General features: G+C 39.2%; 26 protein-coding genes. 6 read left to right on the top strand and 20 right to left on the bottom strand.

Annotation, left to right across the window (positions count from 1 at the left end; genetic code table 11):
• Window positions 1-11: 11 nt before the first annotated feature.
• Together MHI51_RS19955 and MHI51_RS19960 are read right to left on the bottom strand one after the other, a co-directional pair.
• Entirely contained in the window at window positions 12-1520 is a 1509-nt protein-coding gene (locus MHI51_RS19955; RefSeq protein ID WP_405173211.1) for a hypothetical protein, read from the bottom strand.
• Between the two features lie 368 nt (window positions 1521-1888).
• Complete coding sequence (locus MHI51_RS19960) at window positions 1889-2125, bottom strand: hypothetical protein (protein WP_256718939.1); 237 nt, start codon at window positions 2123-2125, stop codon at window positions 1889-1891.
• Between the two features lie 548 nt (window positions 2126-2673).
• On the opposite strand from MHI51_RS19960, the gene MHI51_RS19965 reads away from it, so the two are divergent.
• Entirely contained in the window at window positions 2674-3486 is an 813-nt protein-coding gene (locus MHI51_RS19965) for an undecaprenyl-diphosphate phosphatase (RefSeq protein WP_036688882.1), read from the top strand.
• Between the two features lie 70 nt (window positions 3487-3556).
• Here the strand turns inward: MHI51_RS19965 and MHI51_RS19970 are convergent, their stop codons facing one another.
• The 3 genes from MHI51_RS19970 to MHI51_RS19980 are packed head-to-tail and all read right to left on the bottom strand — an operon-like array spanning window position 3557 to window position 5482.
• Window positions 3557-4150: a hydrolase gene (locus MHI51_RS19970; RefSeq protein WP_076127313.1), complete on the bottom strand. Its 594-nt coding sequence runs from the start codon at window positions 4148-4150 to the stop codon at window positions 3557-3559.
• A 50-nt stretch (window positions 4151-4200) separates the two neighbouring features.
• The gene (gene csaA, locus MHI51_RS19975) at window positions 4201-4533 is read right to left on the bottom strand and encodes a chaperone CsaA (RefSeq protein WP_076134367.1); all 333 of its coding nucleotides are present in this window, start codon (window positions 4531-4533) and stop codon (window positions 4201-4203) included.
• A 43-nt stretch (window positions 4534-4576) separates the two neighbouring features.
• Window positions 4577-5482 carry a DMT family transporter gene (locus MHI51_RS19980; protein ID WP_076304884.1) on the bottom strand — a complete coding sequence of 302 codons (906 nt, stop codon included), beginning with the start codon at window positions 5480-5482 and terminating at the stop codon, window positions 4577-4579.
• 148 nt (window positions 5483-5630) lie between these two features.
• Here MHI51_RS19980 and MHI51_RS19985 point away from each other — a divergent pair, with 148 nt between their 5' ends.
• The gene (locus MHI51_RS19985; RefSeq protein WP_405173212.1) at window positions 5631-6521 is read left to right on the top strand and encodes a helix-turn-helix domain-containing protein; all 891 of its coding nucleotides are present in this window, start codon (window positions 5631-5633) and stop codon (window positions 6519-6521) included.
• 295 nt (window positions 6522-6816) lie between these two features.
• The gene (locus MHI51_RS19990) at window positions 6817-7872 is read left to right on the top strand and encodes an ankyrin repeat domain-containing protein (protein ID WP_405173213.1); all 1056 of its coding nucleotides are present in this window, start codon (window positions 6817-6819) and stop codon (window positions 7870-7872) included.
• Window positions 7873-7968: 96 nt separating this feature from the next.
• Here MHI51_RS19990 and MHI51_RS19995 read toward each other — a convergent pair whose 3' ends face one another.
• On the bottom strand, window positions 7969-8049 hold the full coding sequence (locus tag MHI51_RS19995; RefSeq protein ID WP_232061537.1) for a YjcZ family sporulation protein: 81 nt from the start codon (window positions 8047-8049) through the stop codon (window positions 7969-7971).
• 266 nt (window positions 8050-8315) lie between these two features.
• On the opposite strand from MHI51_RS19995, the gene MHI51_RS20000 reads away from it, so the two are divergent.
• Together MHI51_RS20000 and MHI51_RS20005 are read left to right on the top strand one after the other, a co-directional pair.
• Window positions 8316-8741: a MarR family winged helix-turn-helix transcriptional regulator gene (locus MHI51_RS20000; protein ID WP_076183004.1), complete on the top strand. Its 426-nt coding sequence runs from the start codon at window positions 8316-8318 to the stop codon at window positions 8739-8741.
• Between the two features lie 79 nt (window positions 8742-8820).
• Entirely contained in the window at window positions 8821-10239 is a 1419-nt protein-coding gene (locus MHI51_RS20005) for an MDR family MFS transporter (RefSeq protein WP_370510795.1), read from the top strand.
• A gap of 68 nt (window positions 10240-10307) precedes the next feature.
• On the opposite strand, the gene MHI51_RS20010 is transcribed toward MHI51_RS20005, so the two are convergent.
• The 8 genes from MHI51_RS20010 to MHI51_RS20045 form a co-directional block, all read right to left on the bottom strand.
• A complete protein-coding gene (locus MHI51_RS20010; protein WP_076301726.1) occupies window positions 10308-10781 on the bottom strand; it encodes a GNAT family N-acetyltransferase in 474 nt (157 codons plus the stop codon).
• A gap of 40 nt (window positions 10782-10821) precedes the next feature.
• Window positions 10822-11091: a hypothetical protein gene (locus MHI51_RS20015; protein ID WP_248548548.1), complete on the bottom strand. Its 270-nt coding sequence runs from the start codon at window positions 11089-11091 to the stop codon at window positions 10822-10824.
• 94 nt (window positions 11092-11185) lie between these two features.
• Window positions 11186-11839, bottom strand: a complete 654-nt coding sequence (locus MHI51_RS20020) for a DUF421 domain-containing protein (protein ID WP_076304880.1) — start codon at window positions 11837-11839, stop codon at window positions 11186-11188.
• Between the two features lie 122 nt (window positions 11840-11961).
• Complete coding sequence (locus MHI51_RS20025; protein ID WP_076127331.1) at window positions 11962-13200, bottom strand: ATP-binding protein; 1239 nt, start codon at window positions 13198-13200, stop codon at window positions 11962-11964.
• A gap of 688 nt (window positions 13201-13888) precedes the next feature.
• Window positions 13889-14488 (bottom strand): hypothetical protein, encoded by a 600-nt coding sequence (locus tag MHI51_RS20030; protein ID WP_405173214.1) that lies wholly within the window; start codon window positions 14486-14488, stop codon window positions 13889-13891.
• A complete protein-coding gene (gene fabZ / locus MHI51_RS20035; RefSeq protein ID WP_076127337.1) occupies window positions 14485-14925 on the bottom strand; it encodes a 3-hydroxyacyl-ACP dehydratase FabZ in 441 nt (146 codons plus the stop codon). Before fabZ ends, MHI51_RS20030 begins: the two co-directional genes overlap by 4 nt.
• 191 nt (window positions 14926-15116) lie before the next feature.
• A complete protein-coding gene (locus MHI51_RS20040; protein WP_341003161.1) occupies window positions 15117-15602 on the bottom strand; it encodes a GNAT family N-acetyltransferase in 486 nt (161 codons plus the stop codon).
• 154 nt (window positions 15603-15756) lie between these two features.
• Window positions 15757-16068 (bottom strand): antibiotic biosynthesis monooxygenase, encoded by a 312-nt coding sequence (locus tag MHI51_RS20045; protein WP_076190617.1) that lies wholly within the window; start codon window positions 16066-16068, stop codon window positions 15757-15759.
• Window positions 16069-16204: 136 nt separating this feature from the next.
• On the opposite strand from MHI51_RS20045, the gene MHI51_RS20050 reads away from it, so the two are divergent.
• On the top strand, window positions 16205-17101 hold the full coding sequence (locus tag MHI51_RS20050; protein WP_405173215.1) for a LysR family transcriptional regulator: 897 nt from the start codon (window positions 16205-16207) through the stop codon (window positions 17099-17101).
• 204 nt (window positions 17102-17305) lie between these two features.
• Here MHI51_RS20050 and MHI51_RS20055 read toward each other — a convergent pair whose 3' ends face one another.
• The 6 genes from MHI51_RS20055 to MHI51_RS20080 all read right to left on the bottom strand — a co-directional run bounded on the left by MHI51_RS20055 (window position 17306) and on the right by MHI51_RS20080 (window position 22585).
• Window positions 17306-17713 (bottom strand): transporter, encoded by a 408-nt coding sequence (locus tag MHI51_RS20055; RefSeq protein ID WP_076201483.1) that lies wholly within the window; start codon window positions 17711-17713, stop codon window positions 17306-17308.
• 259 nt (window positions 17714-17972) lie between these two features.
• A complete protein-coding gene (locus MHI51_RS20060) occupies window positions 17973-18461 on the bottom strand; it encodes an LURP-one-related/scramblase family protein (RefSeq protein WP_076183031.1) in 489 nt (162 codons plus the stop codon).
• Window positions 18462-18509: 48 nt separating this feature from the next.
• Window positions 18510-19025 carry a GNAT family N-acetyltransferase gene (locus MHI51_RS20065; protein ID WP_341003165.1) on the bottom strand — a complete coding sequence of 172 codons (516 nt, stop codon included), beginning with the start codon at window positions 19023-19025 and terminating at the stop codon, window positions 18510-18512.
• 1199 nt (window positions 19026-20224) lie between these two features.
• Window positions 20225-20686, bottom strand: a complete 462-nt coding sequence (locus tag MHI51_RS20070) for a hypothetical protein (protein ID WP_341003167.1) — start codon at window positions 20684-20686, stop codon at window positions 20225-20227.
• Window positions 20687-20754: 68 nt separating this feature from the next.
• A complete protein-coding gene (locus MHI51_RS20075) occupies window positions 20755-22047 on the bottom strand; it encodes a DUF4179 domain-containing protein (protein ID WP_342409955.1) in 1293 nt (430 codons plus the stop codon).
• Window positions 22037-22585, bottom strand: coding sequence for a sigma-70 family RNA polymerase sigma factor (locus MHI51_RS20080; protein ID WP_342409956.1), 549 nt, complete (start codon window positions 22583-22585; stop codon window positions 22037-22039). The genes MHI51_RS20075 and MHI51_RS20080 overlap by 11 nt, the downstream gene beginning before the upstream one ends.
• Window positions 22586-22768 lie beyond the last annotated feature (183 nt).

Raw genomic sequence — 22768 nt, forward strand, 5'->3', positions numbered from 1 at the left:
TTAGTAACTTCTCACCTCTCCACGATCATAATCATATATGGACTCATATCCAGACCAGAACACCGTACCCCTGAGGCTGGTTCTGGAGCAATGCTCGTCCGCAGCGTTTTGCCGCGTAAACTCTCCAACAGAAGATCTTCTGCAAGTACATATTGGATTAGCTGTTGGCATTCATCAGAAACGCCGCTACCACCTTCTGGTGCCTGTTCCTGCATTAAAATATCAGTATGAAAAAACTGCACCCACAGATCAACAGCATCCGGTGTGTTTGCCCACCCTGTTAGTTCTTCGGCGGAAAAAGCGTCTGCAGTAAAGGTAAAGCTTCCCTGCTCAGCCAAGGCAGCAAAAACCGGCTTCCACAGCTCTACTACTTTTGCCCATGGAATACCTTTAGGAATATATTGAACAGGCTCTGTGTCCACCTCATCTTCGAAATCATCCATCACTAAGTCGGGGATAAATCCTACCTCTTGTTCCTCCCAAGCCCAAGGAAGCGGATAAACGAAGTCCTGATTCGGAGCGAATAATCCACTGAGCAGCAGTTCAAGACTGTCACCGCTTGGCAGCCCCTCCTCTTTCACCCATTCCTCCCATACATGTGTACGGAAGTTAAACCCGGCTGCTCCCCAGAATAATTCAGGGAAGTTCAACCTTAAATTGGTCTCCATCTCAAAAATATTCAACACCACCTCAGCCAGCTCATCGTGTACACGCCTAGAAAGCTCGACTCGTTCAGAGAGAATACGGATCTCATTGAAGTCGATCACGTCTTTCTCATCATTGGCCAGCCGGGCCAGAGAACGGTGAATACTGTCAAAATGTTTGCGTTCCTCCTCGAACTGATGATGAATCTCTTCGAGTCGCTGATGCCGAGCTACCCCGAATTCACTAAAAATATGCTTTGGATTACGGCGTAACGCATTGCGGTATTCTTGCTGTTGCTGGGTCATCTTGCGGACACGGGAGATCAGTTCATTAACATCCTGAAGAGCCCGAGTTACGCGCCCATGCTTAATATGCATTTGAATCTCGAGCAGTTTGATGCTGATCTGAAATTCATCAATAATCTCATGGCTCATAAAAATGAGCTCCATTGCATATTCAGAGAGACGATAGATGGTTCTGCCGTTCTCTTCCCAACTGCTGCGAGTCGCATCCTCATCCACCATGAAATACTTATATTTCTGCACGGACATTTGCCGGGTCACATCATCATAGAAAAAGGATTCGAAATCCCCACCATTCCCGCTCCACAATAAACCGTCCACGAGACGCTCTACGGATTCGGTAGTCCCAAGATTGGCGATATTAAAACGTTCCAGCGCAGTCCAAGTAAGCTCAATAATATCCTCTTTGGATCTTCTATCATTCGATTCTAGCTCCAGATAATAGACTTGCAGCAGAACGCTTAAAGATACCATTTCTTTGTAAGGTTGGATTTCGCCAAGGTTCATGCCAGCCCCCAAATTCCACAGGGGATTCAATCGTTTGTTTCGTTCGCCAAAATCCGACCAATTCATCTTTCTGCTAACCTCGCCATCACTTCATAATTTAAAATTTCCTGCGGAACTCTCCGATCCTCTTTTCCCTGTACGGACAACCCCATACTTGTTCTCGATTCCCTCACTAAAAGAAATAAAACCCCTATACATCCTGTATAGGGTTCTGAAGCACGGGAATATATGTTTCTATTATAACAATCCTACAAAGGTTATGCTATTTTTGTTAAACAAAATAATAGATTCTAGCCGGATGACAAAGATCGTAGAATTACAGGGAGAAATGCCCTGATTTTTCTGTTGAAGCTTCATTAACCCTTATAGACTCCGCAAAAAAAAGACTGCCCCAAAATCATGAAATGGCTGAATGGGACCGCCCTTTTTATTAACTACTCGGCAACTCCTGGCGTAAACGCCATACAATACTGCTCAAGTGAACTATTAGGTAGAGGAATGACCTTAACCGTACGGAACTGATAATGCTCATAAATGGGCAAATTGCTCGGTGTCTGTGTCTCTAATGTACATAACGTATTGCTCATACGACATTCCGCGAGTAGCGGTGTCATGATTTTTGATACATATCCTTGACCTCGATATTGATCCTGCACTGCAAGCATATCCAAATGTTTATACTTCTGATCCCCAAACATTGATAACCACAAGGAACTCATACTACACAAAATAGATAAACCACGTATAAATCCTCGCACCCCAATGATTCGGCAAATCGGCAATGACTTAATTATCGCAAGGACTATCTGTTTCATATACCTGACGTTCGAAATCACTGTCCCTGTCTGACGCTCCGAATGGAACACTAAAGCCACTGCTTCAAAGTTAGTAGAAGTCGTTAGTAAATCCGAATATGGATACAACATCTCAATGTAACGATGAAAAAAAATATTCAACACGCGTAATCGGGTTGATTCATCAGGCAAGATATGCTGATATAACGGATCATTTTTGGCAAATGCTTCGGCCAGAACACTGGCTGCTCTTGGAATATCATGCTGCTGAATTTTTAGTAATGTACTACAAATAGTTCCACCTCATTTAATAGTCTTATGAATTAGTATAACTCGTCCAATTGAATATGGCACGATGGTTCTATTGTCATTTCTTTATTGAATACGATATGATTGAAAAGATTACAAAAATACTGGGAGGTAAAATGGAAGATATTATACTGTGGCTTAAATACTTGTTTCTAGGGTTTGTTCAAGGGGCAACTGAGCCAATCCCCGTCTCTTCGAGCGGCCATTTGATCATCGCACAGAAATTGCTAGGCTTAAAACAAAATGGGCTATCATTTGAAATTTTAACAAATACGGCTTCACTAATTGCGATTTGTTTTATTTTCCGCAAAGATATCGGAAGATTGATCACTGGATTCGTTCAATTTATTCTGACCCGCAAAGAGGAATATAAGTCGGATTTCCTCTTCTCTTTGTACATCATCATCGGTACCTTGCCTGCGGTAATTGTTGCCTTACTCTTCAAGGATCAGATTGAGGATATCTTCTCGTCGGTTCATACCGTATCCATCGCCTTGCTTGTTACAGGGGTAGCTTTATGGTTGATCCGTAACCTTCGCGGACGTAAACAAGATGGTGACTTAAAAGCGAAGGATGCAGTTATAGTCGGACTTGCCCAAGCAGTCGCCCTTATTCCTGGGATAAGCCGTTCTGGTGCAACTGTCATCTCTTCCATCGCTGTGGGAATGAAGCAAGAAACTGCTTTACGCTTTTCTTTTATGCTTTATATTCCTGTCAGTTTGGGCGGACTCGTTATGGGCGCATCTGATATTGCCCACGATCCTAACCGCTCGCAGCTAGCCATTCCATACTTGATTGCATTTATTACTACACTTATCGTTACTTATTTCTCCATGCGCTGGTTTATGGGGATTATGGCTAAAGGTAATTTGAAGTATTTCTCTTATTACTGCTTCTTAGCTGGGATACTTCTCCTCATCTTTATGTAAGACATAATTTCAATTAAAAAACCTCATGACAATCTCTGAGATCACAGAGAGAGCATGAGGTTTTTTTATATTATTTCAACATGGATATTACTTCATCGCTCGACCGGATCTTACCTATGCGAGGGAAGATAGTTTTGCATACATAATCATGCTCTTCTTTAGCCATCGCGGTCATAGCATCTTCTACAAAAACTTGATGATAACCAAGCTGATAAGCTTCTCTAGCAGTAGTATCCACACCAATCGAGGTAGAAATACCACATAATACGATCGTGTCTATTCCGCGGCGTCGTAACTGCAAATCAAGATCTGTACCGAAAAATGCCCCCCACTGCCGTTTGGTAATCAGATGTGCATTTTTGATATTCGCTAATTCTGGTACGATGTCGTCCCAACCTTCTGGATAGGTCACGGAATTCATTTTCAAATCAGTTTTAGGTTTAAGCATATCTTGCCCATCTAGCCATGACACCCTCACCAGAACAACAAATCCTCCTTTCTCCGTAAAGGATTGGGCTAATTTGCTGGCATTCTCAACCACCTGAGCACTTGTATGCGGCCCCTGCTTTGGACTGTGGACAATTCCCTGCTGCAAGTCGATCACGACTAGCGCCGTTTTACTTGCCTCAATACTTTCAGATGCTAAGCTTGTTAATTCTTCCATTGTCTTCTCTCCGATTACTATCAATTTTTGTATACTACAATTACCCTATATTACCCAATAGGTGTCCCATTAGGTAATTTAATATCTGGCTTCAAGAGAACCACATCCCCTTTATCCGGTATTCCTCCAAGAACTAATACTTCTGATTGGAAACCCGCAATATTTCGAGCAGGAAAGTTAACTACCCCAATGATTTGTTGCCCTACAATCTCTTCGGCCTTATATCGTTTAGTAATCTGTGCACTTGATGTTTTGCTTCCGATATCTGGTCCAAAATCAATTTGGAGTTTAATCGCAGGTATTTTTGCTTTTGCAAAAAACTCCGCTTTAATAATTGTTCCAACACGAACATCAAGTTTTAAAAAATCATCAATAGTTACCATTTGCCATCCCCCTATTTAGCTAAAACATTTTCCAACTACTCATTCACTTATTTTGAATGTTGTACTTTAAAGATTTCGACCAAAAATACATTCCCATACCGAGTAAGGTTATTATGCCACCTAAAAACTGGAATAATGATATAGTTTCCCCTAATAATAGATATGCAAGGACTATAGCAAGAACAGGCTCACCAATAATCCCAACCGAGACAGTAGTTGCTCCAATCGACTTTAACAAAAGGTTAAAGATGTATTGACCAAAAATAGTTGGAATTATTGCAAGAAGCAAAAAATAAATCCAATCTGATGAAGCATAATTAATTAATGAGACATTATTTATCAAATTGTACACGAGCATAACAGTACCACCAATAAAAAAAACGAAAATGCTGTATAGACTTGCATTGATTTTGCCGCTTACTTTTTGCCCGGCCAACAGATAGACTGAAGCAAAGAATGTGCCAATTAACGATAAACCATCGCCAATTAATGCATCTTTCGAAACCCATATGTCTCCCCATGCAATAACAATCGAACCTAAAAGAGCAACAATCAGGCAAAAAACGGTTAGCAGGTTAACATGTTCTTTGAATAAAAAGTAAGACCCCATCATAACAAATAGCGGCTGTAACGATAAGATCACCATGGAGCTTGCAACTGAAGTATAGACCAATGATTCCATCCAGAATAAAAAGTGTAACCCTAGAAATAGGCCGGATAAAATAACGATGACCCAATCTTTTTTATTCATCTCAGTAGAACGAGCCATTTTCCCAGATGTAAAACAGAGCATGATGATTACAGAAATAAACAATCTATACATCCCGGCCACTGAAGTAGGTGTATCTGAAAGTTTAATCATGATTGAAGAGATAGAAACGGACAAAATACTGATAAATAACAGAATAAACGGATGAAATAGTATAGACGGTTTATTTGAACTAACCATAGTTCCTCCAAAATGTGTGACAATCCCTGTGCACAGAATTGTATGATAAGTCTAGGCTGGATATAATAATATCACCGCCAATATCAATATTGTGCAACTATATCTTTAATTTATATTGAAATATCGTCAAATAAGGAGAATAAGCACTTTGAAAAAGCAATTGCACGAAGCCATTCAATTTCCTGATGATGCATTTCCATACATCATGTACACTCATACCAATTATGAATCTATTCCTAATGGCAGAGGGGTTAACGATCTACATTGGCACCAAGAACTACAAATTACTTTAGTGACCAAAGGGAAACTAACCATACAAGTCAACGGAATCAATTATGATTTAGAAGCAGGTCAGGCCATCTTTATTAATAAGAGCGTACTTCATATTGTTACATACCTTAACCAAGAGGGTGAATATGTTAGTTTTAACTTCCCAGAGAAGTTACTTGCTTTTTATTCTGATAGTGCAATGGAAAAAAAGTATGTACTTCCGTATACCAATTCATTCTTGTTAAGTTTAGAAATCAAAGGAGATAAGGACTGGCATAATCAAATCCTACAAATTCTTTGGGATATGAAAAAAGAATTTGAATCGAAAAAAAAATGGGGATGGGAGTACGAAGTTTCTATCAAAACAGTCCAGTTATGGTTAATCCTTATATCAAATTTTTCTCTATCCTCTGAGGAATCGTCTAAATATAACAGACTCCAGCAAGAGAGACTACAATTAATGCTTAGTTTTATTCACAAAAACTATTCTAATAATTTGACATTGAAGGAAATAGCAGATACAGCACATCTAAGTGTATCGGAGTGCACTCGAGGTTTTAAGAAAAGTATCCATATGACTCCGTATTTCTACTTAATTAAATATCGCATTAATAAAAGCTGTGATTTGTTAATAGCAACTGACTACACGATAACTGAAATCGCACAGCGAGTTGGTTTCAATAACGCAAATCACTTTATCCAGTCTTTTAAAAAACACTTAAACATAACTCCTAAGGAGTTCAGAAAAATTAGAAATGAACGAACTTAAAAAATCAAAAAAGGCAGAGTCGATCACTTTGTCTGATTGCCTTGTGTTAGCGTAATTTCGATGTCCTTCGTAAATCTCGAATATATTTCCAAGACACAAGCTTAATGTTTTCATTTTCTAATAGTCTATGATTTCGAGATCGCCATATAAACGATATCCCACTATTTTCCAATAAAGTTACATTTATATCTTCAACCTTTTCGTCCTGCATGAATTAGTGTTCAATTCTACTATATGATAAACTTGCAAGAAGTTATCTGCTATTTATCTATTAATAAAGGAGCGGAAAAATGAGATGGGCAAAAAGAAAAAAACATTACCCGCCAATTTTGCCGAGCTGGTTAAAACGAATGATATATCTGCCTTAAAAGAGGTATTTGAGCTATGCGAATGGGATGCCCGTGGGGGTTACAGCAAAGGTACCGCCCTCAGCTTCCGGCAAATACCGGATGAGATGGTTTCCTGGCTTGTGGAGCAGGGTGCTGACATCAACGCTGCCGACAACTATAAGCGTACCCCTCTTCATGCTCAGGCTGCAACCTGGTCCGGAAATGTCCCCTTACTCCTTGAACTAGGTGCAGATATGGAAGCTCTGGATTACCAGAATGAGACACCGCTGCACTCAGCAGCTGCTTCTTACAAAACAAAAGTAGTGCGTGATCTGGTGGTACGCGGCGCAAATGTCCATGCAGAAAATAACCGAAAAAACACTCCTCTCGCCAAAGGATTATTACAATGCCGGAATATCGATATAGTTCACATGGCAGAAATCTCGCGAATTATGCTGGATGCAGGAGCAGTAATCACGCCGGAGATGAAGGAATCCGTGCGGCGTATCGGCAAGGATTTTGAATTCGTCAGAACAAATTACAATAAAGATCGACTGGATGAAACTGCAAATGCTCTCCTGGAGCTGTACCGGCAATTTGATGTCGAGCCTATAGCGAAACTGCAGAGACATGATGGAATCTCTCCTATCGAGGTAACGGAAGCCGCATGGCCCGCACAGCACCAAGAGCTGTGGGATTTTCTTGTCCCTGCTTCAGGACACGCGATAACGGTACAGGGTGAGGTTATCCGCATCACAGGGCGGGTGTCTCATGAAATCCTTAATAATGGCGGAGGAAACTGGGATGCCGATTACCGTAAAATGCTGGATGCACTGATACGGCATTTTAGCACGGGAACGCCTTTAGAGCCCGTCCTTGTTCAAGAGGCAGCTGTACTCGCCAAACGGTTCCGCAACATCGCTGGCAATGAGCAACCAGCCAGATTATGCGAGCTGGCGGTGCAATGGGTACTTGCCAATCCTCAGCCTATTTCTATGACACAACCCGATTATTCCCGTTAAGTCTATCCTGAATCCTTAACGTGTCTATTATCTAACTAAAGAAAACAAAGAAACGCCCCGAAGAAAAAAACTTTGGGGCATCAATTTACATGAATTCTAGATCCAACAAGTTTTAAGGATAATGACGAGAAGAATGTAAAGCACAAGAATCGTACCCGTTGATGTCCAAGGATTAATACAAACTGGAGCCTTTTTTTGTTCTTGAACGCCCCCAACACAGTTATACCCCATTTAAATCCCTCCCTAATTAATTTTTTTAAATTTCACAACAGCATATGACTATGTATCATCAAGTGATTGGGCATTAAACAACTTTGCCGCTTGTATCTAAGTCTATGATTCAATTCATTTTCTTTAACTTGACAAGCATACATAACTTTATGCTAATATAGACAAATCAATAACGTTGATATATCATCTATTCTTCAATTAGGAGAGATCATATGGATTCAAGAGAACCTTTAGGTTTGGTCATTCGAGATTTGCATTTAGAAATAGCAAATTATTTAACAAAGTTACTTGCTCCTTTTCGACTTGCACCTGAACAGCATCTACTTATGGCTCTGATGCTTGAGAAAGAAGGTCTATCTCAGAACGAGATTGCTGCTAATCTTGGTAAGGACAAAGCCAGTGTTGCCCGAATGATCGCCAGCTTAGAGAGCAAAGGTTACATACACAAAGTAACAAGTGCGCAAGATCGCCGAGCGGTAAATGTATATGTAACAGAAGAAGGACGGAAATTAGAGAATACTATAAATGAGGTGACAGTCAATTTAAACGAAATTATCGAGTCAGGATTATCTGCTTCAGATTACTCAACGTTAAAGACTTTGCTAACACATGTGCTGAATAATGTAAGAAGTGCTTAAAGCATTTCTCTCCCCCTTATAGTTGATATATCATCTATCATGCAAAAATAATACGAATCAAAATTCTGAAAAGAGGTTCATCATTATTATGGAATCATCATCAACTGTTCAAGTTAAACGTCCAGCCCTCATGGCCTTCTCGCTTATGTTAGGTGCATTCGTCGGGCTATTTAGTGAAACCGCCTTAAACATGGCTTTTACAAATTTAATGGATGAATTTTCAATCAACGCCTCAACGGTTCAGTGGCTAACCACAGGATATTTACTTGTATTAGGTATCCTCGTTCCAATATCCGCCCTATTAATGCAATGGTTTACCACTAGACAATTATTCACAGCTTCCTTGCTATTATCTATCGTCGGTACATTAATTGCTGCCCTCTCGCCTAATTTCACCTCATTATTAATTGCAAGATTAGTGCAAGCCTTAGGGACAGGCTTATTGCTTCCATTAATGACCAATATTATTCTTATTATTTTTCCTGCACATAAACGCGGAACTGTCATGGGAATGATGGGGCTCGTTATTATGTGTGCACCGGCACTTGGGCCTACTCTATCTGGTTTAATTGTAGATCATTTTGGGTGGGAGTATATCTTTTGGATAAGCTTACCTTTATTGTTATTTACATTAGGTTTCGGATTAACATTCATTAAAAATGTAGCCAACATCACAAAACCTAAAATAGATATTTTATCCATCTTGCTTTCTACTTTTGGATTTGGTGGAATCGTCTTTGGTTTTAGTAACTTTGCTGATCATTCTTTGAGTGAAATCATTGTTTTGCTGCCTCTTATTGTTGGTTTCATCAGCTTAATCTTGTTTGTATTACGGCAATTTAAATTGGAAACCCCAATGCTGAATTTACGGGTATTTAAATATCCCATGTTTACGATAGGTCTTATAATGCTCTTTTTAGGAATGATGATCATTTTATCTTCTGCAATTTTATTACCTTTATATTTAAAAGGAGGTTTATTGTTATCGGCCACAATGGCTGGTACTCTACTTCTTCCAGGCAGTGTTATTAACGGGGCTATGGCTCCAGTTACGGGTAGAGTATTCGATAAATACGGTCCGAAATTATTGCTGCCGCTTGGATTTTTTATCGCAACCATTGCTGGTTTTCTATTTACAAGAAACTCTACTGAAACCAGTAGCCTAACCTTTATTTTAATACACTGCGCAATGTTTATCGGATTAGCTATGGTCATTATGCCCGCTCAAACCAATGGGTTAAATCAATTACCCGTGAAATACTATCCGGATGGGGCTGCTGTTATGAGTACACTTCAGCAAATTGCAGGTGCTCTTGGTACAACGTTCGCTGTTACGCTAATGTCTAGCGGACAAACACGATTCGCAAACACACATCCAACCGCTGCACAGCCTGAAATATTAACCGCTGGAATTACACATGCTTACTTATTTATCGCAGCAATTGCAGGTATTGGATTGATTATATCGTTATTTGTGAAGCGTATTCGAGTGTATTGATTTGTATGTGAAAAAGACAGTGGACATGAACTGCCCGCTGTCTTTTTTTTAAGTATAACCCTAAGGCTTTAACTCATATGTTTTTCATAAAAAACTAATGTTAAGTTGTCATTTATTTTTTTGGTTTCCCCCGTGCTTCTATACCCTAACTTTTCATATAAATAGCAATTTCTTTGCTCCTGTATAATACTATCCAGCTCCCATTTCTTTGCATCTTTATATCTCTGTTCAATGATTGCAAAAACCTGCTGGGCAATCCCCTTCCCATGATGTTCTGGCAAGATAAAGATGATGCTGACCCGATAAGTTTTATTATCCTTTTTAACGATACGGACACCGCCCACAGCAATATCAAAATACTTAATCATATAATAATCTGCAAAAGACTGATTAATTCGATCCCTGATTTGTTCCACAGATTCATTGGCTGGGCTGGTTTCATAATCTTTATATTTCTCCAGCAATGGCATAAAGGCTTTGACTTGCATTTCATGAATAAACTCTGCGTCGCTCGCGTCTGCTTTACATAAAGAAATCTCCATAAAGTTATACCCCTCCGAAAGTTAGTAAATATATAAGCTGTCAGATATTCTTTTTATCCTCCGGTTTAGAGGAATCTCTAAAAGAGCCCAAGATCCCCGTAAACAGTCCAATTAATCCAACAAAAACGCCTATCCCGCGACCACCCTCATAGGCCAATATCACAACTACTCCAAACAATGTAATGTGAAGACCAAAAATTTGAGTTTGTAGGACACTAGGCCGGATAAAATCTAATAATGCTCCTGCGTGAAACATTACAACAACTAGCACAATTAGAGCGGTTAAGATCCATAATCCTAAACTAATCATCCTTACCTCCATTAAAATTTATTATTCACTAGGCACTCCTGATTTCAAATAAAGACACTTGAGCCACTCGGCTCCAGCGTCTTATCATGTTGATTTATGGTTTGTTTTTGGGAAGGATATAGAGCGTTCCGTCTTCTTTATATTCAGCATAGGCAATATCCTCAATGCAATTATAACCCTGCTCTCTGACGCGTTCCTGAATCTGCTCCTTGTTCATCGATCTGCCCCGCATGGACTCTTCCAGTACCCTGCCTTTATCAATAACTGTTATGGAAAAAGCAGAAGACTGCTCAGCTTCAGACTTGCGCATAACCGATAGAGAGCCGTTCGTTTCAAGCAGAGCATACCGCACTTCACTTAGGGAAAAGATATTTTGTTGCCTCAGCATGAACAGCAGTTGGGTATACTCAATATCGTATTTCTCCAACAAATCCTGATTCACTTTGCCATCGTCAATTAGCAGCACTGTCCGGCCTTCCGCCATGTTCCCGAATTTCACAAAATGGGTGGTCACCTTTTCGAACAGATAAGATAATGCGGTCCAAATAAAAAGAGCAAACAGCAGATGCCAGATCTTCACCTCATCATCATATATCGTATTGCCGACAATTTCACTTAAAATCAATGAAGACAGAAAATCGAGTGGTGTCAATTGACTAAGCGTCTTGCGGCCGGTAATAAAGGTAATGATCCACAAACCAAAAAAGCTGATGACCAATTTGACGCCTATAGATACAAATATCTCCATTGCTGCACCTCCAGATGGGACTCGCACAGGCTCGTTACCCTTTTTACACGAAATCCATTCATGAGAGGTATTACACACTCCTAGTGGGGTATAAACAGCAAAAGATACTCTCTGCAACTTGCCTATGTTGGGATAGTTATAAGGAACGTTGTCCCTTTGCCTTTTTCACTATCGACTTCAATAGTTCCTTTCACTTTATCGACGGTACTGTAGACCATAAGCATACCCAGCCCCGTTCCTTCTGCTTTAGTCGAATAATACGGCTTACCGAGTCGCGATATTTCATCTTTAGTCATGCCGACTCCGTTATCTTTGATACTGATCATAATATTTTGTTTTTTTTCAAATATATCGATAAATAGCGTACCGCCATCGGTTTCCTTCATCGCTTCTATACCGTTTTTATATAAATTAATTAGACACTGCTGAATCTGGTTCCGGTCATAGTTTTTATTTAACGAATTATTAAAACTAAATTGGACATCTACTTTGTGCATAGTGGCATAAGGCATTATGATATTTTTAGTATATTCTGATTCTGCCTTCATATTGGAGTAAACCATGTTTTCAGATTGTGGCTTGGCAAAGGAGAGATAATCACTTACAATTTTTTCTGCTCGCTGTAGCTCTTGTAGAGATAACTCTACAAAGCCCTTTTCCTCTGGCGTCATCGTTTTAGATTTATTTAATAGCTGCAAAAAACCACTAGTCACTGTAAGTGGATTTCTGATCTCATGGGATACACTTGCCGCTAGCTCGCTGACGACATTTAATCTTTCCGATTGGACAATCCGTTCCCGATTTTTAATATTGGAGATAATCTTCTCAATCAAAATCATAATGACACTCATCACCCCAACATGAGTTGTCAACGCATTTAATGAAAGAATCCAAAATTGCCTGTCTAAGGAATCCTGAACAAAACCTAAAATTAACAGATAAACCCCCATAATTAGCAAAGCAATCAGACTTGCCGCAATCACACGGCCCTTCGATGGTAATTTTAAAAATCTATTTTTATATAACGGCACCAAAATCAGAATCGCTGTCGCAAATAGAAACGAATAAAATACTCCACCTCCACCCACATAGAATCTGTAAGCATTCAAAATAATATATAGAGGAAGAACGTTCCTATATCCTCCAAACAGTGCCACAATAATAAACGGAATGTACCTTAAATCAAAAATATAGCCAATTTCAAGTCTGATAGGTTTTGCAATACAGAGACTCATGGTCACTGCAGACATAAAAACGAGAATCAATCTATTGTAGGAATAGGCCCGATTCTCAAAGAATATTAGAAATGTTAATACTGGAAAAAGCAAAAACAAAAAATTTAAAAGTAGGGTTTCAAACAAGAGATGACTTCCTTTCAGCCTTTTGCTGCGTAAATGAATATATTCAAGGTTATATTAAGAGTTTTAGATCATTACCTAAGCTAACATTATAAGTCACAGTATTGACTATACACTATGTATTTCTCAACCATTTTTCAAATAATCCCAAAAAATCATACTATAGAACCACAATTAGCAAAAAAATACAGACATCTGAAGTCTGTTTGGGGTCATCAATTTTCGTATTCCTGAATATCTAAATTGTAAACTGTACCTTCGTAGTTTTTAAGGGCTCATAAATCTAGAGCTGCCACCTTTACATCCCATAACCGTAATCGAAATTGTAACGTCGGTTGGGTTTGTCCTTGTCATTTTTGTTATAGTATTAGTTTCACCTACGAGGATTAGAAAACTCGGTTTAATCGTAGCCTCTATATTAACATTACTTTTGCTTTTATCCTTTGCGATTCGTCCCGTTTGGATCCCACCAGAAGGCAAATCTCCTGAGGAAGGAACGCATTCGGAAATGAATCATTAAGTTGTCTTACACAGAAAACAGCCATCCCCTCAGGATGGCCGGTTTTTATTTCACTAAAAATCCGTTAACTGTGATATAAAGCGGAGTCAAACTAACTTCGCTCGGATCTCCACTTTTGATAATAGCAATGGAGACAGCTATAAGCAATATTTTCCGGAGAAGAAATAAGTACTACAGCCTAAAAACAATTTGATTTCCTGTCTCATTGTTCTTGAAGGGTTTACCATGTTCCCTGAACTCTAATATAACACCTGAAGGATCGTCAGAAAGCGGTGGAGAAATTACGTAATTATAAGAAGCTTGTCCGGTTGAACTTCCGCCATTCATCATTCGACTATCATATTCTTCGCCTATAAACAGCTCGAAAAAGCTATGGTTATGAGAATTTGTTGGAAGCTCAGTTGTCATGTCCCAATCTATATTAAGGGTGACCACACTAGCATTACTATATTGGCGTATAGAGGTCAGTGTATAAAAAAATTCATCTTTCTCAATTGATTTAAGAACTCCAATATGTTTTCTAAAATCAATTGGCTCAACCATCGGTTTAAAATGATCTTCACTTAGCAACGTCCCAAATACCGCTTTCAAAAAATCCTCATAGAGCTCATAATTTTCTGCCCATTTAGAGATAGATTCAAACGGTGGGAATCCTGGATTATTATTCGAGATTTCCTTTCGTTGCTTGATCAATGCACATATTTGCTCGTCAATATCCTTAATTTGCAGATCGTAATGTTCGGTTGGTCGTACAAACGGCATCCTTTTCATTTTGAACCTCCTTTTTGCACAAATGCAAAAGAAATCTCAGCTTCACATACAAGCTCACTATTTACTGTTGCGGTGCCTTTGCCTTTTACAATTTCACCTTTCATCCGATTGACTTCGAATTCGAGAAGAAGCTGATCCCCAGGCGTTACTTGGCGCTTAAAACGGGCATTATCTATGCCAACTAATAACCCTATCTTGCCCATCAGCTTCTCGTTTTTGCACATTGTGATTCCGCCTACCTGGGCTAATGCCTCCACAATTAAAACACCCGGCATAACAGGATGCTCAGGAAAATGGCCGCTAAAAAACGGTTCATTAATGGATACATTTTTAATACCTACTGCTCTTTTGTTCTCCTCCAACTCTATAATTCTGTCCACTAAAATAAACGGATACCGATGAGGAATAAGTTCTACAATCTGCTGTATATTTAGCATAATTCCCGTCTTAGCCTCCTAAAATACTTTTTGGGTAATTTTAACATTAGAAGTGATTTTGTACTACTCAAAAATACCCGGACAACTGGCCTATAACATCCCTTCTGGAGATCCTAAAAAAACAACGGCAACCCTGGACTAGAAAATAAAGTCCACGACTGCCGCTTTTTATTGATATATTGTACCCTAGCTTAAGATTCAACTCGATTAACAAACACCTGTGTCTTTCTCCCTGCTTCAATTCGTTCAGTGAATTTTCCGCCAGTGTATTCCTCTATCACCTTTTTCCAAAAGCGTTGTGCGGGCTCGTTATTATCTATTTGGTAAACTTCCCATTGCCCCTTATGTATATTAAAAATATCTTTTGCAACTAGTCTACCTAATCCTACTCTTCGATACTTTTTTATAATAAAAAACTCTGCAATGGAAAAGTATAAATCATCATCTCTATTTTTTAATTTGACTAAAACGAATCCAGCATTTTTCCCATTCAGAGTTAAAAGATATGGGAAATTCGACTCTTCTGTCCAGTAATCGTTGAGGGGATAATCATTAAATTTTCCGTTTTCTTCAAGGTGCAAATCCATATACTCGGAGAAATCATACATATAAAATTGCATTAGGTTGTTGAGGATTTCTTTTTCTTCAAGGGTCGCCCTTTTAATTTGATAGTTCATCTAAAAACCATCCCATATCTATATTTTATCTAATTAGTAACGGACTCTTCTATTTTCTCGGATAAGTTTCTTCGCATCCTTTTGAAATAAAATGATTGTTGTTGTACGCTTCAATGGATTGATTCCCAATGACTTTGCAGTAATATGTTACCACTCAAGAATACTCTCTTTCAACTTTACAAATTTTCACTTTGTAATTTTGGTACCATTCTTTCTTACCTTTCTCCTGAGCAACTTTGTGAGATTGATGTTGTTTCCAGTTACTAATCGCCTCCAAGCTCTCCCAATAAGAAATCGTAATACCCGCTCCTGAAGAATCCCTGACACTCTCCACTCCTAAAAACCCAGGTTGCCCGGACGCAAGCTGCTCCATTTTTTCAGCCATAAGGTTATACCCGTTATCCCCCTCCGTACGTTGACTTGAAAATATGACTGCATAATAAGATCCGTTTGATTCATGAACCATTCCGCTCAAACTCCCCTTTAATCGTAGATGTTTTTATATAAAACAGATTATACTATTATAATTAAGATAAAAATAATGAATATTAATTGTTAGTTTAATGAATTTTTTTCATACATTATTGAGGAGAGAAATCATTATGAATCTTTTAAAATATCAAATTTTCAGTAAGGTAGTTGAGATCGGCAGCATTACCAAAACAGGAGAGATATTAAATTTGACACAATCAGCCATCAGTCATGCGCTTTCTAGCTTAGAAGCTGAATTCGGACTGTGTCTTCTCATAAGAAACAGATCGGGTATCCGGTTAACCAACGATGGCGAACGTTTAATCCCACATATCAGAGAAATCCTGCAACTTAATGAAAAACTCAATCAAGAAGTAGCTGCATTAAAGGGTGTCGAAATCGGAACTGTGAAAATAGGTACTTTCTCTAGTGTATCGATCCAATGGATGCCCCAAATCATTAAACAATTTCAAAATCAGTTTCCACATATTGAAATAAAACTACTTGATGGTAACTACTCTGAAATAGAAGAATGGATTGCCGATGGAACCGCTGACTTGGGATTTGTTAATCTGCCTACTCGAGATGCTTTTCATGTGGTCCCTCTTCAAAAAGATAGGATGGTCTGCATTATGTGGCAGAATCACCCTCTCGAACGCCAATCAACCATCCGCCTTGAGCAATTGATTGATGAACCTTTTATCATGCCCATTGCGGGTTGTGACACCGATGTAAAGCGAATTTTCTCGCAAAATAAACTCACACCCACGATCAAATATGAATTAGAAGATGATCATGCCATAATCGCCATGGTACAAAATGGTTTAGGGTTAAGTATTCTCCCAGAAATGATTTTGTCACATCTCCCCGACAATGTATGTTATCGCCCATTGGAAAGCGAGTATTATCGTTCTATTGGTATTGCAGCCGCCTCCATTAAAAATGCCTCTCCAGCGGCAAAAAAACTAATTGAATTCATAACACAATGGATCACCAACGTGCCCATCCCTCCGCATTACCGTGATTAATGAGATGGCTCAACGCGCTGTCTGTAACGGCAAGCTTTAAGGCTATCCTTCGCAGAGTAGTCCCTTTTTTGATCCAGCATTAACGTTAGCGTCAGGGGAAACGATTCTTCACTATGTATCTTTTGCGAAATTCACAACTCCCGGGACACGATAATTTGCACAACATAGAGAACAGCCTGCTGGCTGTTCTCTATGTTGTCTGCCTTAGAAGCACGTGAACGAGCTAATCCGATTCAAATCAATGCCGAAGTACGACCAGAAAAAACCATTCCATCTGAACCCTGCAATAGAATTACGTCCGACGAATACCGGAAAGAACCAGAATTGCTCGCCGTTGTTCAGCCAAATGTATGTGTTGCGGAACAGGCAGCGTCTGATCCCGCCGGGATCAATGGCAAATGTGGTAGACGACATTTGCGGCACGAATTGCGGTGGAGGAGCCGTCGGCGCTTGAACGCCTCCCGGTGCACCCCCCGGAAATTGTCCGGGGGTTCCACCCGGAAACCCTGGTCCCCCTGGTCCTCCAGGTCCTCCTGGCACGCCAGGTCCGCCTGGTCCGCCTGGGAATCCTGGAAATCCTCCGCCGGCACCCGGTGTTGGAAAAAATCCCATATGTGATCGCTCCTTTCAATGAGTAGGCATAATCATCATATGCATTCGCGGAGAGAGCGTTTGGGCGCAATAGACGTTTTTTCAAAAAATGAAAATCAACAATAAGATCTAACATAGGCACTATCGGAAACCTAACTTGCCTCTACTTATGGTACGTTCAGCGCATCATAGATAAACTGACCAATTACTCTCAGCTTTACCTGCTGAATTTATTCCGTCCACATCACCTTACTAAGTTTTCAACTTTAATATTGAATCTTCACTGATGTGATGTAGATGCCTGGTCAGCCTTCACACAATCAATAGCGACAACGAACGCAATCATGAGCGTCTCCATCTCATCCTTCAATATTTGAACCTTATAGCTATCCCCCCAAGTGAACCATTCCTTGTTCACTTTACCGATGACTACACCATGCTGTAAAACCTGAAAATCCATGTCCCACCAGTTACCATGTACCTCAATGTCAGCCGCATCAATCGTATAACGTGCTTTAAAGAAAGAAAACTCCTTCTTAATCGTCAATACCTCTCGACCATCTACTTCTACAAAAAACTTTGGTAAAAAACTGAACACTTTTTTCGTAATAAGTGCGACTTCATCTCTTGTTGTATTCATGATGGAGAATGTCTTGGGAATTTGCATAAAACTGCCCTCTACGTAATAGACATCTTGCTCCTGCTGATTCTTTACCGTGAATTTACCACTTAGACTGAATACCTTTTGTTTTATATAAAGTTGCTTCATTCTAAGCCTCCTATCGTTCCTCTCAGTTAACATCATTTTAGACAAATGTTATAGTTGTTTTGTCATAATAAAATCTATTTGTTCTTCTTCACCCATATAAAAAGAATGAGTTCCTGTATGAACAAACTTCATTTTTTCATAAAAGCTAATAGCGTTTTTATTTTTTTCCCAAACCCCTAACCAAATCTTCTCTTTATTACATTGTACCGCTATTTCTATAGCTTTATTTATTAGATATTTCCCAAGCCCCTGTTTATGAAATTTTTTTCTAATATAGATCCTCTCGACTTCAAGTGAATCATTACCCATTACTTCAGATTGAGCATCCTCGGTGTTTACCTTTAAATACCCAGCGATTTCTTCATTAAAATAAATAAAATAGAATTCTGATGAGCTATCCGACAATTCTTTTTCTAATTGTTTTAAGTTAAATGCACTATCCAGGTAGGCCTTCATATTTTCAGATGAATTTTGATTACTAAATGTCTCATTAAATGTTTCAACACTAATTCCTTGAAGTGAACCTAGATCTTCGAATGTGCACTTTTTTATATTGATAGCCATATCGTTTTCTCCTTTTAAAATATCAATTTACAAATAAACTCTTATTTCGAGCTCTAATTATATGGTGTTATGCAGATGTGACAGGAAAATAGTATAACATAATTGTTGTATTTGCAACAAAAAACTAAGGATTTATCATTCATTCTACCTATTAGCGTATTGGCGTAATCAGTCTCTATACGGCAGTCAGAACTCCAAAAGTAGAAGCGAACGAGGTTTTGGGGATTCGATGATGGATGGCGGTTACTTTCGGACCCAGATGACGTTATTTGCGAAGATTTCGGCTTTGGAGCAAGGTTTCGGACCCCAGTGCAGTTATTCCCCCGAAAAGGCTGCTTTCGGGGTGTTTTTCAGGCTAATAACGGCTATGCGGTCCGTTAGGATTCCAAAAGTGAGATATGACGCGTCTAAGGGTCATCTGAGTCCGTTAGATGCTTCCGGGCGCGCAAACGTGATCGAAGAAAGTGTGGCTTGGGAGTTTGATGATGGATGACGGTTACTTTTCGGACCCAGATGACGTTATTTGCGAAGATTTCGGCTTTGGAGCAAGGTTTCGGACTCCAGTGCAGTTATTCCTTCAAAACGTCATCTTTCGGGGTGTTTTTCAGGCCAATAACGGCTATGCGGTCCGTTATGATTCAAAAAGTGAGATATGACGCGTCTAAGGGTCATCTGAGTCCGTTAGATGCTTCCGGGTGCGCAAAGTGATCGAAGAAATTGTGGTTTGGGAATTCGATGATGGAAGATGGTTACTTTCGGACCCAGATGACGTTATTTGCGAATATTTCGGCTTTGGAGCAAGGTTTCGGACTCCAGTGAAGTTATTCCCCTGAAAAGGCTGCTTTCGGGGTGTTTTTCAGGCCAATAGCGACTATGCGGTCCGTTAGAATTCCAAAAGTGGGATATGACGCGTCTAAGGGTCATCTGAGTCCGATAGATGCTTACGGGTGTGCAAATGTGATCGAAGAAAGTGTAGTTTTTTTTGGGGGATAGCGGAGGTGACAAAAGTAGAGGGTTCTTGATGATGGAGGAAGCAAACGAAGTTTCAGGATTCGCGGATGGAGAAAACGAGCAACGTTTGGGGGACGATGATGGAGCAAAAAAAATGAGGTGCCCCAGCAGCCATTTTCGGCTTTTAGGACACCCATCCTTTCCGCTGTGCGCATAAAGCGCGGTATGGTGGACTGGTAAGAGCCCGGTTAAAGCCATCTCATAAATCTTTTTTTAGATAGTTTAATCTGATTACTTTCGGCCCATGCGGTTAGTTCTTTCATTCCCTTGTATTCTTCGTCAAGAAAACTAAAACATAATTTATAGGGAGGAAATTTGTGATCTACAGGTTTAATGCCTATTACGGGTATGAAATAGCCCTTTACATAAATATTATCAATTTGATTCGCTTGAATTTCTTTGTTTTCTACTATTATAGCGTCCGGATGAATTCGAACCTCAATGAACTTTCTAATCGTAATGATCCTATAGAGCAATATGATTACAACAATCAGACAGAAAGCCGACCATATATAACCAAAATAAAGTAATACATTATACTCCATATTATTTCTGGTATTTAACAATAGTATGCCACTTGAAAAAATCATAGAAAACAGAAGCGACATTAACGACGGACGACTCACCTTATAAGCACCTATATTTTCCATAACCCCCTCACTTTCTCAGACTATTATAGCTTACTATATTTCATAAATTATGGATATGGCACTTCTTTTTAATCCACAGGAATCTCAATGACCTTGTTATATTCCTTCATATAATGTATTCCTTCTATCAGAATACTTTCAGGTTTCGTTTGTGTATCAAATAATAAGGTGCGTTCCTTCATGAGTTTACCGTTCGTTTGTTCTGACTCTTTTTGATTAATTGTTGTTTTTAAAGCCGTGTTTTCGTCAGCATTTTCTATAGACACACCATCCAGCATTACATCCTCATCTGTAGCAATAGTTATTTCAATCCCTTGAGCGGTCTTGGTCACATCTTTAATCCATAATTCTTTATCCCCTAGTAGAATCGGCTCATTACTATCAGCATTTAGAGGATACTTCTCTTCCAGCTTCTGATATCCAACAAACTCTTTAACAACCAGCTGCAATGAATGTAATTCTTTTGGCAAGGTGTCATAACGAATATCAAATGATCTCCCACCCAGCGAGGTTTTATTGCTACTACCTAATATTTCTACAGGCTTTCCATTGGCAATTAATTGAATGCCTTCTAACCCTAATCTTATTCGATCGAAATTCTCGACATTCATACTCCCTTTAATCACAGTCATGGTGGGTGTGGCCGTGATCGACTTGAAGGTAATTGATCCTTTGTCGGCTTTGACCTTTTTATTAATCGACTGTTTGATCTGAGTCACCATCGCTTGATTTGGATTATAAGAAAACGTTATGCTCCCTTCACTCATCTGCCCTTTCTGTGGAGGTCCCCAGTAATGAAGTGTTAGTTTTTTCGAGAATGGGCTTACGCTATCAAATGTCATCGTGCCTTTTATTTCTGTATGTTCGTCGTTGATTAAAGATACGCCGCTTCTTATGTTGGAATTCGTGAGAAACCCTTCTATTTTTGAAGGACTAAAATGATCTCCCGTCTCCTCTAGTCCCTTAGGATTGTTTAACGTGTAATACACAATAAATTGATTGGCATCTGCCATAATTCCGTTAATCGTAAGTTCTGTTCCATCTGCTAACGTCGTCTTTTTGTCTATGCTTTGTCCCATTCCTTGTTCATTGAGTTGTTGTAAAGTTCCCTCTAACACCTCATCAAAACCAAATAACTTTTTTCCATAATAAGCGAAGGCATTATAGCTGTTTCCAGAAACTATTATCACTAATATAATGACGGCTGCAATCTTCCAGAGGGGCGAGCTTTTTCTTTTTATTCTTTTTGGAGGTGCCGAGTCTAAAGCATTTCTTAATCTCATTTCTAAACCCTCAGGTGCAGTTATGGATTCTAAATTCCTCTTCTCATCCACTAATCGTTGTTCGACGTTATTGTTCATAAACATCACCTCTGTAATGATTTTTCAGCGTTTGTAATCCATTGTAGATCCTTGATTTAACAGTTCCGATCGAGACCTGTGTGATCTCAGCTATCGTTTGATAATCGAGATCATGAAAATACTTCAATTGAATTGCTTCTCTTTGCTGCTCGTTCACATGTAACAATAACGCCTGCATATCCATTTGCTGTTCACTTTTATGATAAGGATCGCCTGATGTAACATCGGCTTTTTCCTTCTCGTCAGTGATGCTCCAGTCCTCTAATAACACCAGCTTGCTTCGCTTATGAAGTTGCCTTTTACAGCCGTTTACCAAAATCGTCTTACTCCAGCTGTAAAAAGACTCCTCTTTCTTAAGTTGGTCAATCTTCTCGTATAACGTAACTATCATTTCCTCCATGGCATCCATAGCATCATGCGCATTTCCCATATAGCTGTACGCAAGCCTATAAAAAACATCCTTTTCATACATGATTAATTGCAGCAAAACTTCTTTATTTCCCTTTTTAGCTTTTTTCACCAATCGAACAACATCCATGCCTTCACCTCTCTCCCCTATATGAGTCAGGAGCACTGTAAAAAGTTCATCTTCATAAATTTTTTTTATATATCGTGAACTATTCAATCCACCTAAACTGTAATATTCAGGAAATTTTCACTCAGACATACCCAAATCTAGTTGATTTTAAACGCTTCAATGTAATAGAATGAACTAATCTAA

Source organism: Paenibacillus sp. FSL H8-0260, from assembly GCF_045040625.1.
In the GTDB taxonomy this organism is placed as follows: Bacteria; Bacillota; Bacilli; order Paenibacillales; family Paenibacillaceae; genus Paenibacillus_AQ; species Paenibacillus_AQ odorifer.